The sequence below is a fragment of the Alsobacter sp. KACC 23698 genome (genome assembly GCF_045348435.1).
GTDB lineage: Bacteria > Pseudomonadota > Alphaproteobacteria > Rhizobiales > Beijerinckiaceae > Alsobacter.
Genome location: NZ_CP157484.1, coordinates 2,300,123 through 2,315,422 on the forward strand (window position 1 = coordinate 2,300,123; position 15,300 = coordinate 2,315,422).

The following is a 15,300-nucleotide window of genomic DNA, read 5'->3' on the forward strand; positions in this document are numbered from 1 at the left end:
GCGATGGCGAGCTTCGACCCCGCCTCGGTGGAATGCCCGGCCGCCCACCTCATCGGGGGCCGGATCGTGCGGGCCGAGGGCGTCATTCCGCTGCGACGCCCGTCCGACGGACGCGATTTCGCGCAATGCCCGATCGCGGACGCCAGCACGGTCGACGCGGCCGTGTCCGCGGCCCGCGTCGCGCTGGCCGAAAGCGACTGGGGCGGGATCCGACCACGGGAACGGACGCGGGCGCTGCATCGCTGGGCCGACTTGATCGAAGTTGAGGCGGAGAACCTGGCGCGCCTGGAGGCCGTCGCCTCCACCCGGCCCATCAGCGAGCTGCTCGCCGGCGACCTGCCCGTCACGGTTGAGCAGATCCGCTTTTTCGCAGAGTTCGCCGACAAGGAGGGCGGCGCTGTCGCGCCGACCGCGGAGGACAGCCTCGGCCTGATCACCAGCGAGCCCCATGGCGTGGTGGGCGCCATCACGCCCTGGAACTTCCCGCTGTCCATGGCGGCGTGGAAGATCGCGCCGGCGCTCGCGGCCGGCAACGCCGTCGTGCTCAAGCCTTCGGAGCTGACCCCTTTCGCGACGTTGCGCATGGCCGAGCTGTCGGTGAAGGCCGGGCTGCCGCCGGGGCTCGTCGCGGTCGTGCTCGGCGACGGCCCGACCACCGGAGCGGCCCTGGTGGCGCATCCGGACGTGGCCAAGGTGAGCTTCACGGGCTCCACGGCCGCCGGCGCAGCCATCATGGCCAACATCGCCCGCTCGGGCGTGAAGCCCATGACGCTCGAGCTCGGAGGCAAGAGCCCGCAGGTGGTCTTCGCCGACGCGGACATCGACCTGGCCGCCGCCAGCATCGCCGGAAGCGTCCTGGCCAATGCCGGTCAGGCTTGCGTGGCGGGCACGCGGCTCGTGGTCGAAGCGCCCGTGGCCGACGTTCTCGTCGAAAAGATCATCGCCCGGCTGCGCTCGATCCGCCCCGGCCCGACATGGGACGCCGCGACCGCCTTCGCGCCGATCATCTCGGAGCGCCAGCTCGGACGTGTCGACGGCATCGTCCGCGCCGCCTTGGCGGCGGGCGCGGAGGCGCTCGTCGGCGGCCAGCGGCTGGACCGCGATGGCTCCTTCTACGCCCCGACGGTGCTCGCCGGCGTGGAGGCCAGCTCGCCGGCCGTAACGGACGAGATCTTCGGGCCTGTGCTGACCGTTCAAACCTTCGTGGACGAGGACGAAGCGCTGCGGCTGGCCGATCACCCGAGCTACGGCCTCGCGGCTGGCCTGTTCACCCGCGATCTTTCCCGCGCGCTTCGCGTCACGCGGCGGCTGCACGCCGGCACCGTGTGGGTGAACCGCTACGGCCGGTCCCGAGACCACATCCTGCCCACGGGCGGCTTCAAGGGATCGGGCATCGGCAAGGATCTCGGCCGCGAGGCGTACCAGGCGAACCGGCGCAGCAAGAGCGTCCTCATTTCTTTCCAGTGACGGATCATCCGATGACGACCCACTCCATTGCCCTCATCCCCGGCGACGGCGTCGGCCGCGACGTGACCAAGGCCGCCTGGCAGGCGCTGCAGGCCGTCGCGAAGGCGCACGGCTTTGCGCTCCGGGGCGACTGGTTCCCCTGGTCCTGCGCCGCCTATAAGGAGACCGGCGCGATGATGCCGGCCGACGGCATAGAGACGCTGCGCCGCTACGACGCGATCCTGCTCGGGGCCGTGGGTTGGCCGGCGGCCGTGCCGGACGCCGTGTCCCTGCACGGCCTGTTGCTGCCGATCCGCAAGGCCTTCGTGCAATACGCCAATGTCCGCCCGCATCGGCTGCTCCCCGGCGTCCAGGGACCGCTGCGCCGGGAGGGTTTCGACATCCTCTGCATCCGCGAGAACACCGAGGGCGAGTACTCCGGGGCCGGCGGCCGGGTGCATCAGGGTGGCGACGACGAGGTCGCCGTCGAGACTTCCGTGTTCACCCGCAAGGGCGTGGAGCGCATCCTGCGCTACGGCTTCGAGCAGGCGCGAAAGCGCCGCGGAAAGCTCGCCTCGGTGACGAAGTCCAACGCGCAGAAGTACTCGATGGTGTTCTGGGACGACATCACCCAGCGTCTCGCGGCCGAGTATCCAGACGTCGAGGTCACGAGCTACCACATCGACGCCATGGCGGCCCGGATGGTGATGGCGCCCGAGACGCTGGATGTGGTCGTGGCGTCGAACCTGTTCGGCGACATCCTGACGGATCTCGGCGCCGCCATCCAGGGCGGGCTGGGCTACGCGGCGTCCGCCAACATCAACCCGGACCGGACGGCCCCGTCCATGTTCGAGCCGGTGCACGGTTCCGCGCCTGACATCGCCCACTTGGGCGTCGCCAACCCGATCGCCGCCATGTGGTCCGGCGCAATGATGCTGGAGCATCTCGGCGAAGCGGAGGCGGCGCGGGCGCTCCTGGCCGCGATCGAGCGGACCACGGCCTCGGGGATCGGCGCCGTGCCGGGCAAGGACCGAACGGAGGCGATCACGGCCGCCGTGCTCGCCGCCCTCTGAGACGGAAAGACGCGACCATGTTGAGCGAGACCGGACTGCTGCGGCGACAAAACCTGATCGACGGCGCCTGGCGGGACGCGCGCAGCGGCGCTGCCCTCGACGTCATCGACCCGGCCACTGGCGCTGTGATCGGCGTCGTACCGGATTCCGGCGCACCGGACGCGCGCGACGCGATCGCGGCGGCCGAGGCGGCCTTCGGGCCCTGGCGGGCGAAGACGCATGCCGAGCGCGCCGCCTTGCTGGAGCGCTGGCATTCCTTGATGCTGGACGAGATCGACTCGCTGGCGCTGATCCTCACCACCGAGCAGGGCAAGCCGCTGGCCGAGGCCAAGGGCGAGATCCGATACGGCGCGTCCTTCGTGAAATGGTTCGCCGAAGAGGCGCGCCGGATCGGCGGTTCGACCATCCCGTCGCCGACCCCGGACCGCCGCATCTTGGTGCTCAAGGAACCGGTCGGCGTATGCGGGATCGTGACCCCGTGGAATTTCCCCAACGCGATGATCACCCGCAAGGTCGCGCCCGCGCTGGCGGCGGGCTGCACGGTGGTGATCAAGCCCTCCGAACTGACGCCCTTCTCGGCGCTGGCGCTGGGGGTCCTCGCCGAGCGAGCCGGCATCCCGGCGGGCGTGATCAACATCGTGACCGGCATGCCGGCCGGCATCGGAGCGGAACTCACCGGCAATCCGGCCGTGCGCAAGATCTCGTTCACGGGCTCGACGCGCGTGGGCGCGCTGCTGATGCGGCAAGCCGCCGACACCATCAAGCGGCTCAGCCTGGAGCTCGGCGGCAACGCGCCCTTCATCGTGTTCGACGACGCCGATCTCGACCGGGCCGTGGACGGCGTGATCGCCTCCAAGTTCCGCAATGGCGGCCAGACCTGCGTTTGCGCCAACCGCATCCTGGTCCACTGCGCCATCTACGACGCCTTTGCGGAGCGGCTCTCGGCGCGGGTGTCGGCCATGAAGGTCGGGCGCGGCACGCTGGCTGGCGTCGACATCGGCCCGATGATCAACGCCTCCGCGCTGGAGAAGATCGAGCGCCACGTCTCCGACGCGCTCGCCAAGGGCGCCAGAACGCTCTCGATCCGGCCCGCGACGCCGAATGGCGGCTTCTACACGGCCCCGGTCGTCCTCGGGGACGCGAACACGGACATGCTGCTGGCCGGCGAGGAAACATTCGGCCCCGTGGCGCCGCTGTTTCGCTTCGAAACCGAGGCCGAGGCGCTGTCCATCGCGAACGGCACGCCCTATGGCCTGGCGGCCTACTTCTTCACCGAGAATCTGAAGCGCGCTTGGCGCGTGGGCGAGGCGCTGGAATTCGGCATGGTGGGGCTCAACACGGGCGCCATCTCGACGGAGGTCGCGCCCTTCGGGGGCGTCAAGCAGTCCGGGCTGGGCCGAGAGGGCGCCCAGGTCGGGATCGAGGAATACCTCGAGACCAAGAGCTTCCACATGGGCGGGCTGGACTGACCCGAAGGGGCGGCTCGCGAGCCGCCCTTTAACGGGGCTCTACTGAAACCGGTCGAGGAGCTTGTAGTAGAGCCCGACCATGGGCAGGAACCAGGGTTGCCCGAGATGGCCGGGCACCGCCGGCCAGCCCAGTCCCTTGACCGGGTTCCGGTCCTCCTTGCCGAGCATGGCCTCCGCGATCAGCGACCCCAGGTAGCCCGACATCTGCGCGCCATGGCCCGAATAGCCCATTGCGTACCAGAGGCCGTCATCGTTGCGCCCGGCGCGCGGGAATCGGTCCTTCGTCATGTCGACGAGACCGCCCCAGCAATAGTCGACCGGAACGTGTGCGAGCTGGGGAAATATATTGGCGAGGCTGGCCTGCAGGATCGCGCCGCTTCTGGCGTCCGATTGCTGGTTCGACACGGCCGAGAAACGCGCGCGGCCGCCGAACATCAGACGTCGGTCCGGTGACAACCTGAAGTAGTTGCCGATGTTCATCGACGTCACGAATGTCCGCTCGCGAGGGATGGCGGCGGCGATCTCCGCGTCCGTGAGCGGGCGCGTGGCGAGGATGAAGCTTCCAACCGGGACGATGCGACGGCGAAACCAGCCGAAGGCGCCCGACGTGTAGGCGCCCGTGGCGACCAGCACCTCGCCGGCCCGGACTGCGCCCCGCGGCGTCTCAAGCACGCGCTTGCCGCCGTCGCGCCGCAACGCAGTGACGGGCGCGTTCTCGAACACGGTAGCGCCGTGCCGCACGGCCGCCTCGGCGAGGCCGACCGCGAGGCGGCCCATATGGGCGACCGCGCTCTTCCTGGACAGCATCGCGCCATGAAAGGCGTCCGAGCGAACTTCGCCGGCCAGGTCGGCCCGGGTGAGAAGGGCGGTGTCGGGGTCGACCTCCCGGTTCACGATCTCGAAATTGCGGGCGATAGCGTCGAAATGCGCCGGCTTGGACGCGAGCTTCAGCTTCCCGACGCGCTTGAAGTTACAATCGATGCCTTCTTCGGCGACCGTGGCCTCGACGAAATCCACCGAGGCGTCGAAGGCGCGGTAGAGAGCGGTGGCGCGCTCGGCGCCGAGATGCGCCTTGGCGGCCGCGAACGAGTGCGAAACGCCGTTGTTGAGATGGCCGCCATTGCGGCCCGAGGCGCCCGAACCCACCGTGCCGGCCTCCAGAAGCGCGACTTTCGCGCCCGACATGGCGAGCGTGCGCGCCGCCGACAGGCCGGTGAAGCCGCCGCCCACGACGGCGACGTCGTAGGTTCCCTCGGCCGGCCCGGCGGTCCCGCCCGTGAAGGCGGGCGCGGTGTCGTGCCAGTAGGACGCGAAGCGCATGGCGTGATCCTCAGAGGCCCAGGACGCCGGGAAGGTCGGAGATGCCCTTGATCTCGACGTAGTCGTAATAGGGGTTGGCCGGCTCATGGCCGCGATTGACCCAGACCTTGTGCTTGATGCCCAGGTCATAGGCCGACATCAGATCGTAGCGGAACGAGGACGAGCAATGCATCACGTCCTCCGGATTGCAGCCGAGCATGTCGAACATGTATTCGAAAGCCTGGAAACGCGGCTTGTAGGCGTTGGCTTGCTGCGCGGTGAAGACCCTGTGGAAGGGCGCGCCGAGCTTCTCGACATTGTGCATGATCTGGTCGTCGGACGCGTTGGAGAGGATCACCAGCGGGATCTCCTTGGCGACCGTGGCGAGGCCCGCCGGCACGTCGGGGTGAGGACCCCAGCTCGGCACGCGCTCATAAATCGCCCGGGCGTCTTCGGGGCGGAACGAAACGCCGTTCTTGCGGCAGGTCCGCTCGACGGCGTTGTGCACCACCTCCGCGTACGGCTTCCAGGCTCCGAGGATCTCGTCCAGCCGATAGGCCGCGAAGTTCTTGATGAACTTCGCCATGCGGGGCTCGTCCAGCGCGGGCCCGTAGATCTCGCGCGCGGCTTCGGCCATCTGGAAGTTGGTCAGCGTGCCGTAGCAGTCGAACGTGATGTACTTTGGCCGAAAGCTGGTCATGACGGGCGTCCTTGGCTAGGTCCGACGGTTCCCCGGAAGGATAGGAGCCCTCGGAAAGAGGCATCGCCGGAATAGCGGCCCGACGAACGCAGATCCTGCCGTATCGCAAAAGCGGAGCCGCAGAGAGTTGCGTCGCGTCCGGATGGCTTAGCCGCGGGCGCCCCCTGAGCCTGGCATAAACTGCGGCGCGGACCACTCGGAATGACGCAACCTTGCGCCGCCAAGGCGCAATGGAGCGCAAACAGTCGGCCGCTCGGCGCTACCGTTTCGGCATCATGACGAACCGGACTGCACATTCTCTTCGGCCCCCCGTGACGATCGCCGCTCTTGGTCCGGAGCACCTGAGCGGCGCGGTCGCCCTTTCGCGTCAGGCCGGATGGCCCCACCGGCTCGAGGACTGGGAGCTCGTGCTGGGGCTGAGCCGAGGCTTCGGCGCATTTGCGAACGGGCGTCTGGTCGGAACCGCGCTGGCCACGCTCTACGGAGACGATGTTGCGACGATCAACATGGTCATCGTGGACGAGAGCCTGAGAGGGCAGGGGGTAGGCCGCCGCCTGATGGCCGCGGCGCTCGACGCCGCCGCCGGCGAACAGCGCCTGATCGCCACGAAGGATGGCCTGCCGCTGTACGAGAAGCTCGGCTTCCAGGCCACGGGCCAGATCTGGCAGCACCAGGGCGTCACTCCTTCGTTCGCTCCGGGAGCGGCCGACATTCAATGGCTGCACGCAGGGAGCGACCTTGACCGGATTGCGGCCTGCGATCGCGCCGCTTGCGGAATGGACCGCGGCTTGCTGCTGAGCGTCTTAGCCGCGGCAGGCTCCCTGGCGGTCTTGCGCGATGGCGACGCCGTCCTGGGCTTCGCGGGCCTGCGGGCCTTCGGACGCGGCGAAGTCGTCGGGCCGGTCGTCGCCGCATCGCAGGACGCCGCTCGAACGCTCATCGCGGCCGCGTTCGCCCGCAAGGGCGCCGGCCTCGTCCGCGTCGATACGCCAGACCCGGAACTCGGGGCCTGGCTCGCCAGCCTGGGCCTCCCGGTTGTCGGCGGCGGCGTCACGATGGTTCGACATGCGCGGCCGCGCCGGGCCACCCCATTCCAGACTTTTGCGCTCGCCAGCCAGGCTTTGGGCTGAAACCGGAGACACCCATGTCCAGCAACTCCCTGGTCGAACTCGACCGTCTCCACCTGGTCCATCCGGTGGCGTCCTACCGTGGCCACGAGCGGGCCGGCGTGCGCGTGCTGAAGTCCGCGAAGGGCGCCACGGTGACGGACTCGACAGGCCATACCATGGTGGACGGCTTTGCGGGCCTGTGGTGCGTGAACGTCGGCTACGGCGTCGACAGCATCGTGGAGGCCGCCGCCACGCAGATGCGCGAACTCTCCTACGCGACGGGCTATTTCGGCCTCGGCTCCGAGCCCGCCATTCGGCTTGCGGCGGAACTCGCCGAGCGCGCGCCGGGTGACCTGAACCACGTCTATTTCACGCTGGGCGGCTCGGACGCCGTGGACAGCACCGTGCGCTTCGTCCGCTACTACCAGATCGCGCGTGGCAAGCCGGAGAAGGACCAGTTCATCTCGGTGGAGCAGGGCTACCACGGCTCGTCCACCGTCGGGGCCGGCCTGACGGCGCTGCCGGTGTTCCACCAGGGCTTTGGCGTACCGTTCAGCTGGCAGCACAAAATTCCGTCGCACTACTCCTACCGGAACCCTGCCGGGCAGGGCGCGGCGGCCATCATCGCGGCCTCCATGGCGGCGCTGCGCGCCAAGGTCGAGGAACTCGGGCAGGACCGCGTCGCCGCATTTTATGTCGAGCCGATCCAGGGCTCCGGCGGCGTGCTGGTGCCGCCGCCCGGCTGGATGAAAGCCATGCGCGACCTGTGCCGGGACCTCGACATCCTGTTCGTGGCCGATGAGGTCATCACGGGATTCGGCCGCACCGGCCCGCTCTTCGCCTGCGACGACGAGGGTATCGTGCCCGACCTGATGACCACCGCCAAAGGCCTCACATCCGGCTACGTGCCGATGGGCGCTGTGATGATGTCCGACCACCTCTACGAAACGATCGCGGACGCGGCCGGCGATGGAACCGTGGGGCACGGATATACCTACTCGGCCCACCCGGTGAGCGCCGCCGTCGCCCTCGAGGTGCTTCGGCTTTATGAAGGCGGCCTGCTCGCCAACGGCCGGAAGGCCGGCGCGCGGCTCATGGCGGGCCTGAACGGCCTCGCGGACCACCCGCTGGTGGGCGAGGTGCGCGGGCGCGGAATGCTGGCGGCCATCGAACTGGTGACCGACAAGGCGCGCAAGACGCCGCTGCCCGCAGCGGCCGCGCCGGCTCGCCGGGTCTTCGACCGCGCTTGGAACAACGGTCTGGTGATCCGCGCCTTCGCGAACGGCGTGCTGGGCTATGCTCCGCCGTTGTGCTGCACTGACGCCGAGATCGACGCGATCGTCGAGCGCACCCGCATGACGCTGGACCAAACGCTGGAAGACCCTGACGTGCGCGCCGCAATGGCGTGAGCGGGCCGCGTCGCCGTTATGTCGGCGCACGCGCGAATACAGAATTTTGTGCTGCGCGGCTTCGCGGTTTCAGCGACTCCCACAGCGCCGGGCTGAGACACTGAGCTGACGGTTGCATCACGGGCTCGGTTCCGAACGCCCAGAGGGCGATCAAGCATGGCGAGCAGGTCTTGGCGAAGACCTGCGCAGATCATGCGGCGAGCGCGGCCGGGCACCAATGGCAGGGGACTGCACGTGGCGAAGAGCTTGAGCTCATTCCGGTACATGACTTTCGACGTGGTCGGCACGCTGATCGACTTCGAGGGCGGCATCAAGGATTGCCTGGCCGCGATCGCGGCTGAATCCGGCGTGGCGGTCGATGGCGAGGAAGCGCTGGGGTTCTACCGCGAGGCGCGCTACTCGCCCGAGGCGCAGCGCTTTCCTGACGACCTGGCCCGCGTCTACCTGAGCATCGCCCCGAAGATCGGCCTGCCGGCCGAGCAGCGCTACGGCGAACGGCTGCGCGCGTCCGCGGCGGTGTGGAAAGGTTTCCCGGACAGCGCCCAGGCGCTCGCCAGGCTCGCCAAGCGCTACAAGCTGATCGCGATGACCAACGCCCAGCGTTGGGCGTATGAGCACTTCGCAGACGCGCTCGGGCGTCCCTTCCATGCAGCGTTCACGACGGACGACACCGGTACGGAAAAGCCGGATCCGGCCTTTTTCAACCACGTGTTCGCGTTCGTTGAAGGCGAGGGCGGCCGCAAGGACGACATCCTCCACGTGGCGCAGAGCCAGTATCACGACATCGGGATTTCCCGGTCGCTCGGCATGACCAACTGCTGGATCCAGCGTCGGCATGCACAACCCGGCTACGGCGGCACCATCGAACCCGAGCGCTTCACCGAGCCTGACTACCACTTCACGTCCTTGGGCGAGCTCGCCGACGCCGTGGCGCGCAAGGCGGGACTGTAGCGCCGCGAAAGAGCCGATGGGGCGTCAGCGCCCCACGCGTGACGTCAACGAGAAGGAAGGGGAACCTCGTGACCGACAACACAAACGCCAATTGGACCAAGCGCGACGACGCCATGGTCGAGAACGCAATCCGCCGCGGCGCGACGCGGCGTGAGCTCATGCAGATGATGCTGGCGGGCGGCATGGCGACCGCGGCCGGCGCCGCCGTTTTCGGCCGCGCCACCGAGGCCGTCGCCCAGACGCCGGTTTCCGGCGGCAACCTGAGGGCGGCGGGCTGGTCCTCCTCTACGGCTGACACGCTCGACCCCGCCAAGGCGTCCCTGTCGACCGACTACGTGCGCTGCTGCGCGTTCTACAACAGGCTCACCTTCATCGATAAGGCCGGCGTCGCTCAGATGGAGCTTGCTGAAAGCTTCGACACCAAGGACGCCAAGGTCTGGACGATCAAGCTCCGCAAGGACGTGACCTTCCACAACGGCAAGACCCTGTCGTCCGCCGACGTGGTCTACTCGCTCAAGCGTCACCTCGACCCCGCCGTCGGCTCCAAGGTCAATTCCATCGCCAAGCAGATCACCGAGGTCAAGCCGGTCGACGCCCTCACGGTCGAGGTCACGCTGGCGAGCCCGAACGCCGACCTGCCCACCATCCTGGGCACGCACCACTTCATGATCATCGCTGAAGGCGCTACGGACTTCTCGAAGGCGAACGGCACGGGCGCTTTCACGTGCCAGACCTTCGAGCCGGGCGTGCGCTCGGTGGGAGTGCGAAACAAGAACTACTGGAAGAGCCAGAAGGCTCATCTCGAATCCTTCGAGTTCTTCGCCATTCCGGATGACCCGGCGCGCGTCAACGCCCTTCTGTCGGGCGACATCCAGCTTGCGGGCTCGATCAATCCGCGCTCGATCCGCCTGGTCGAGAGCCAGCCCGGCGTGGTGCTGTCCAAGACGACGTCGGGCAACTACACCAACCTGAACATGCGCCTCGACATGGCGCCCGGCGACAAGGCCGGCTTCGTCGAGGGCGTGAAGCACCTGCTCAACCGCGAGCAGATCCAGAAGTCGGCGCTGCGCGGCCTGGCTGAAATCGCCAACGACCAGCCGGTGCCGCCGTCGCATCCCTACTTCAACGCCGAGCTGAAGCCGAAGGCGTTTGATCCCGAAAAGGCGAAGTCGCTGTTCCAGAAGGCCGGCGTGCTCGGCCAGGCGATTCCGGTCGTCGCCTCGGACGCGGCCTCCTCCTCGGTGGACATGGCTGTCGTCCTGCAGCAAGCGGGCGCCAATATCGGCATGAACTTCGACGTCAAGAAGGTACCGTCGGACGGTTACTGGTCGAACTATTGGCTGAAGGCGCCGGTTCACTTCGGCAACATCAACCCGCGGCCGACGCCCGACATCCTGTTCTCGCTGCTGTACGCCACGTCGGCTCCCTGGAACGAAAGCCAGTACAAGTCGGAGAAGTTCGACCGCATGCTGGTGGAAGCGCGCGGGCTCCTCGACCAAGGAAAGCGCAAGCAGATCTACGGCGAGATGCAGGCCATGATCGCCAACGAGGCGGGCACGGCCATTCCGGTCTGGATCTCCAACGTGGACGCGCTCTCCTCCAAGCTGCGCGGACTTGAGGCGAACCCGCTCGGCGGCATGATGGGCTACGCCTTCGCGGAGTATGTCTGGCTGGCCGCCTGAGGCCCGTCTCTTGCATGCCGGGAGGCGACCCCGTCGTCGCCTCCCGGACGACAGTCCCGAGCAGGAGCCAGCCCCATACCGCTCATGAACAGCTTCGTCTGGTCTCTCGTCGGCGGCCGCCTGCTCGTCGCCCTGTTCACGCTCGTGGTGGTGGCCTTCACGGTCTTCTGCGCGACCGCGATCCTTCCGGGCGACGTGGCCGAAGTGCTGCTCGGGCAGGCGGCGACGCCGGAGGCGGTTGCGGGCCTTCGGGCTGCGATGCACCTCAACGACCCCGCATTGCTGCGCTTCGTACGCTGGCTGGGCGGTCTGGCGTCCGGCGATCTCGGCCGCTCCTACGCCAACAACATGCCGGTGGCCCAATTGATCGGGCCGCGTCTGCTGAACTCCCTGAAGCTCGCGGGCGTGACGACGCTGTTCTCGGTGCCGATCGCGCTGGCGCTTGGCGTCAGCGCCGCCATCCTGCGCGGCAGCCTGTTCGATCGCCTTCTGACCTTCGGGGTCATCGCCGTGATCTCCGTGCCGGAGTTCATGGTCGCCACCTCGGCGGTGCTGCTGTTCGCCGTCCACCTGAAATGGCTGCCGGCTCTCTCGGTTGCTCGCGAGGCGAGTTCGTTCCTGGACCTGCTGCGTATCTTCGCCATGCCGGTGATCACGCTCGCATTCGTGATTTCGGCGCAGATGATCCGCATGACCCGCGCCGCCATGATCGAGACGCTGGACACGCCCTATGTGGAGATGGCGCGCCTCAAGGGCGCATCGCCCGCCCGCATCGTGCTGCGCCACGCCTTGCCCAACGCCTTGGGGCCGATCGTAAACGCGGTGGCGCTTTCCCTGTCCTACCTGCTGGGCGGCGTCATCATCGTCGAGACGATCTTCAACTATCCAGGCATCGCCAAGCTCATGGTGGATGCGGTGTCGACGCGCGACCTGCCCTTGATCCAGAGCTGCGCGATGATCTTCTGCCTCGTCTACCTGCTCCTGATCACGATGGCGGACGTCGTCGCGATCCTGTCCAACCCGCGGTTGCGCTGATCATGGCCCGTGCGATCACCCTCCCGATGCATTACCGCGTCAACCCGGTCGGGCTGCTGGCGTTCGCCGTCATCCTGTTCTGGATCGTGGTGGCGGTCTTCGCCCCGCAGCTGGCGCCGCACGGCGTCGGCGACATGGTCGATACGGACTATTTCGGCCCGATCTCGCGAGAGTTTCCGATGGGCTCCGACTATCTCGGCCGGGACATGCTCTCGCGCATTCTCCTGGGCACGCGCTACACCGTCGGCATCTCGGTCGCGGCGGTCTTCGTCGCGTGCTTCACGGGCGTGACGCTGGGCATGGCTGCCGCCGTGACGGGCGGCTGGTTCGACACCGTGCTGAGCCGCTTTCTCGACGCGTTGAATTCGATCCCCAGCAAGCTCTTTGGCCTCGTGGTCGTGGCCGGCGTGGGTTCGTCGATCCCCGTGCTGATCTTCACCATGGCGGTGATCTACACGCCGGGTTCTTATCGCTTCGCGCGCGCGTTGGCCGTGAACGTCAACACCATGGACTTCATCACGGTCGCGCGGGCTCGCGGCGAGGGCGTCTTCTACATCGTCCGGTCCGAGATCCTGCCCAACATCCTGGGTCCGGTCTTCACCGATGTCGGCCTGCGGTTCGTGTTCATCGTCCTGCTTTTGTCCGGCCTGTCGTTTCTGGGCCTTGGCGTACAGCCCCCCAACGCCGACTGGGGCGCGCTGGTGCGCGAGAACATCAGCGGCCTTCCGTTCGGCGCGCCCGCCGTGATGTTCCCGTCCGTCGCGATCGCCAGCCTGACCATCAGCGTCAACCTGCTCATCGACAATCTTCCAAAGAAGATCCGGGACCGGGGCGCGTGATGGACAATCTCGTCGAAATCCGGGACCTCAAGGTCGGCGCCACGACGGACTCGGGCCGTCGGGTCGAGATCATCAAGGGCGTCGATTTCGACATCGCGCCCGGCGAGATCGTCGCCCTGATCGGCGAAAGCGGGTCGGGCAAGACCACCATCGCGCTCACGCTCCTGGGCTATGCCCGCGCTGGATGCGAGATCCATGGCGGATCCGTGCGGGTCAATGGCCGCGACATGGTGGCGCTCAGCGAAAGGCAGCGCGCGCGGGTGCGCGGCACGGAGGTCGCCTACGTCCCCCAAAGCGCCGCAGCGGCCTTCGATCCGGCCATGCGGGTGATCGACCAGGTCGTCGAGGTCTCGCGCATCCACGGCCTGATGCCCGACGCGGAGGCGCGCGCCCGCGCGGTCGAGCTGTTCCGGGCGCTTTCGCTTCCCGATCCCGAAACCATCGGCCAGCGCTACCCGCACCAGGTTTCCGGCGGGCAATTGCAACGCCTCTCCGCCGCGATGGCGCTGATCGGCGATCCCAAACTCGTCATCTTCGACGAGCCGACGACTGCGCTCGACGTCACCACGCAGATCGAGGTGCTGCGCGCCTTCAAGGCGGTGATGAAGCAGCGGCGCATCGCCGGCGTGTACGTGTCGCACGACCTGGCCGTGGTGGCCCAGATCGCGGATCGGATTGTGGTGCTTCGCGGCGGCCAGGTGCAGGAGATCGGCGCGACGACCGAGATCCTGTCCGCCCCAACCCACCCCTACACGCGGGAACTCCTCGCGGCTTTTCGGCCGACCGTGGACGCGCAGGTCGCCTCCAGCGAGGCGGCGGCGGCGCAACCTGTGCTCGAGCTTCGCGACGTGGTGGCAGGCTACGGCGCCCTGAACCCAGACGGGTCCCCGACGATCACCATCGTCAAGTCAGTCAGCCTCAGCCTGGACGCCGGGCGAAACCTCGGGGTGATCGGCGAGTCCGGCTGCGGGAAATCGACCTTGGCGCGCGCCATCGCGGGCATCCTCCCGCCGACGTCCGGCGAGATCCTGTTCGAAGGCAAGCCGCTGCCGCGCGCCGCCAAGGACCGCACGCGCGAGCAGCTGCGCCAGATCCAGATCGTCTTCCAGTCTGCCGACACGGCCCTGAACCCAGCCAAGTCGATCGCCGAGATCCTGGGAAGGCCGCTCGACTTCTACCATGGCCTGAAGGGCCGTGACGCCCAGGCGCGCATCGACGCCCTGCTCGACATGGTGCGCTTTCCGCGCGCCTTGCGGGAGCGCCGCCCGGCGGAGCTGTCGGGGGGGCAAAAGCAGCGCGTCAACCTGGCCCGCGCGCTCGCGGCCGATCCCCGGATCATCCTGTGCGACGAGATCACCTCGGCGCTCGACACGGTCGTGGCGGCTGCGATCATCGACCTGCTCAAGGAGCTGCAACGCGAGCTGGGCCTCTGCTACGTCTTCATCAGCCACGACCTTCCTACCGTGCAGGCCGTGTGTGACGAGATCGCGGTCATGTTTGCGGGTGAGAAGATCGAACAGATGCCGCGGTCGCAGATCGGCGCGCGCGACCATCACGCCTACACCAAGCTTCTTTTCGCCTCCGTGCCGAAGCTGGATCCCAGCTGGCTGGATTCCATCGAACGCGACCCCGAGCTTGTCGCCGCACTGGCCAGGCGGTAACACGTCCTGGGCGCACTCAGGGCGGCGCGGTTCGCATGAAACTCGACAAGATCGACGTCAAGATTCTCGCCGAGTTGCAGAAGAACGGCCGCATCACCAATGTGGAGCTGGCAGGCTTGGTGAACCTGTCGCCGAGCCCTTGCCTGATCCGCGTCCGCAAGCTGCAGGACGAGGGCTATATCACCGGCTACTCGGCCACTATCAACGTGGCCAAGCTCGGCCAGGCGCTCACGGTCTTCACCGAAGTCACCCTCAAGAACCATCGGCAGATCGACTTCGCCCGTTTCGTCGCGACGGTCGAAAAGCTCGACTCGGTGATGGAGTGCCACCTCATCTCGGGCGGCTACGACTATCTGGTGAAATTCGTGACGGCCAGCATCGCCGAGTACCAGTCCATCATGGAGCGGCTGATCGACCAGGACGTCGGCATCGACAAGTATTTCAGCTTCGTGGTCCTGAAATCGCCGGTGGTGAAGAACCGCGTCCCGCTCGCCACCTTGTTTGATCGCTGATCGGGCGCGGGAACTGCCGTTCCCCGCTCAGGCGTCGACACAAAATGCCGCGCCGCAGGTTCACTGCAGCGCATGCTCCCTGCGGGCCTCGCTAGGATGGCGCTGTTCCGGAGAT

13 protein-coding genes are annotated in these 15,300 nt (G+C 67.7%); 11 read left to right on the top strand and 2 right to left on the bottom strand.

The features are described 5' to 3' along the window. The first annotated feature begins 3 nt into the window (after nt 1–3). The 3 genes from ABEG18_RS10695 to ABEG18_RS10705 are packed head-to-tail and all read left to right on the top strand — an operon-like array spanning nt 4 to nt 3,988. The gene (locus ABEG18_RS10695; RefSeq protein WP_406858042.1) at nt 4–1,467 is read left to right on the top strand and encodes an aldehyde dehydrogenase family protein; all 1,464 of its coding nucleotides are present in this window, start codon (nt 4–6) and stop codon (nt 1,465–1,467) included. 11 nt (nt 1,468–1,478) lie between these two features. Continuing rightward, a complete protein-coding gene (locus ABEG18_RS10700; protein WP_406858043.1) occupies nt 1,479–2,519 on the top strand; it encodes a tartrate dehydrogenase in 1,041 nt (346 codons plus the stop codon). Between the two features lie 17 nt (nt 2,520–2,536). Then, nucleotides 2,537–3,988 (top strand): NAD-dependent succinate-semialdehyde dehydrogenase, encoded by a 1,452-nt coding sequence (locus tag ABEG18_RS10705; RefSeq protein ID WP_406858044.1) that lies wholly within the window; start codon nt 2,537–2,539, stop codon nt 3,986–3,988. Between the two features lie 39 nt (nt 3,989–4,027). On the opposite strand, the gene ABEG18_RS10710 is transcribed toward ABEG18_RS10705, so the two are convergent. Beyond that, the gene (locus ABEG18_RS10710; protein ID WP_406858045.1) at nt 4,028–5,308 is read right to left on the bottom strand and encodes an NAD(P)/FAD-dependent oxidoreductase; all 1,281 of its coding nucleotides are present in this window, start codon (nt 5,306–5,308) and stop codon (nt 4,028–4,030) included. Between the two features lie 10 nt (nt 5,309–5,318). After that, complete coding sequence (locus tag ABEG18_RS10715; protein WP_406858046.1) at nt 5,319–5,987, bottom strand: haloacid dehalogenase type II; 669 nt, start codon at nt 5,985–5,987, stop codon at nt 5,319–5,321. 275 nt (nt 5,988–6,262) lie between these two features. Between ABEG18_RS10715 and ABEG18_RS10720 the strand changes: the two genes are divergently transcribed. From ABEG18_RS10720 to ABEG18_RS10755, 8 genes are all read left to right on the top strand, one after another. Continuing rightward, a complete protein-coding gene (locus ABEG18_RS10720) occupies nt 6,263–7,117 on the top strand; it encodes a GNAT family N-acetyltransferase (protein ID WP_406858589.1) in 855 nt (284 codons plus the stop codon). A 14-nt stretch (nt 7,118–7,131) separates the two neighbouring features. Further along, the gene (locus tag ABEG18_RS10725; protein ID WP_406858047.1) at nt 7,132–8,505 is read left to right on the top strand and encodes an aspartate aminotransferase family protein; all 1,374 of its coding nucleotides are present in this window, start codon (nt 7,132–7,134) and stop codon (nt 8,503–8,505) included. Between the two features lie 192 nt (nt 8,506–8,697). Continuing rightward, nucleotides 8,698–9,456, top strand: coding sequence for an HAD-IA family hydrolase (locus tag ABEG18_RS10730; RefSeq protein ID WP_406858048.1), 759 nt, complete (start codon nt 8,698–8,700; stop codon nt 9,454–9,456). Between the two features lie 113 nt (nt 9,457–9,569). Continuing rightward, a complete protein-coding gene (locus tag ABEG18_RS10735; protein WP_406858590.1) occupies nt 9,570–11,138 on the top strand; it encodes an ABC transporter substrate-binding protein in 1,569 nt (522 codons plus the stop codon). A gap of 84 nt (nt 11,139–11,222) precedes the next feature. Then, nucleotides 11,223–12,173 (top strand): ABC transporter permease, encoded by a 951-nt coding sequence (locus tag ABEG18_RS10740; protein ID WP_406858049.1) that lies wholly within the window; start codon nt 11,223–11,225, stop codon nt 12,171–12,173. Between the two features lie 2 nt (nt 12,174–12,175). Then, entirely contained in the window at nt 12,176–13,012 is an 837-nt protein-coding gene (locus ABEG18_RS10745) for an ABC transporter permease (RefSeq protein WP_406858050.1), read from the top strand. After that, a complete protein-coding gene (locus ABEG18_RS10750) occupies nt 13,012–14,673 on the top strand; it encodes an ABC transporter ATP-binding protein (RefSeq protein WP_406858591.1) in 1,662 nt (553 codons plus the stop codon). The genes ABEG18_RS10745 and ABEG18_RS10750 overlap by 1 nt, the downstream gene beginning before the upstream one ends. A 35-nt stretch (nt 14,674–14,708) precedes the next feature. Then, nucleotides 14,709–15,185 (top strand): Lrp/AsnC family transcriptional regulator, encoded by a 477-nt coding sequence (locus tag ABEG18_RS10755; RefSeq protein WP_406858051.1) that lies wholly within the window; start codon nt 14,709–14,711, stop codon nt 15,183–15,185. Nucleotides 15,186–15,300: the final 115 nt, after the last annotated feature.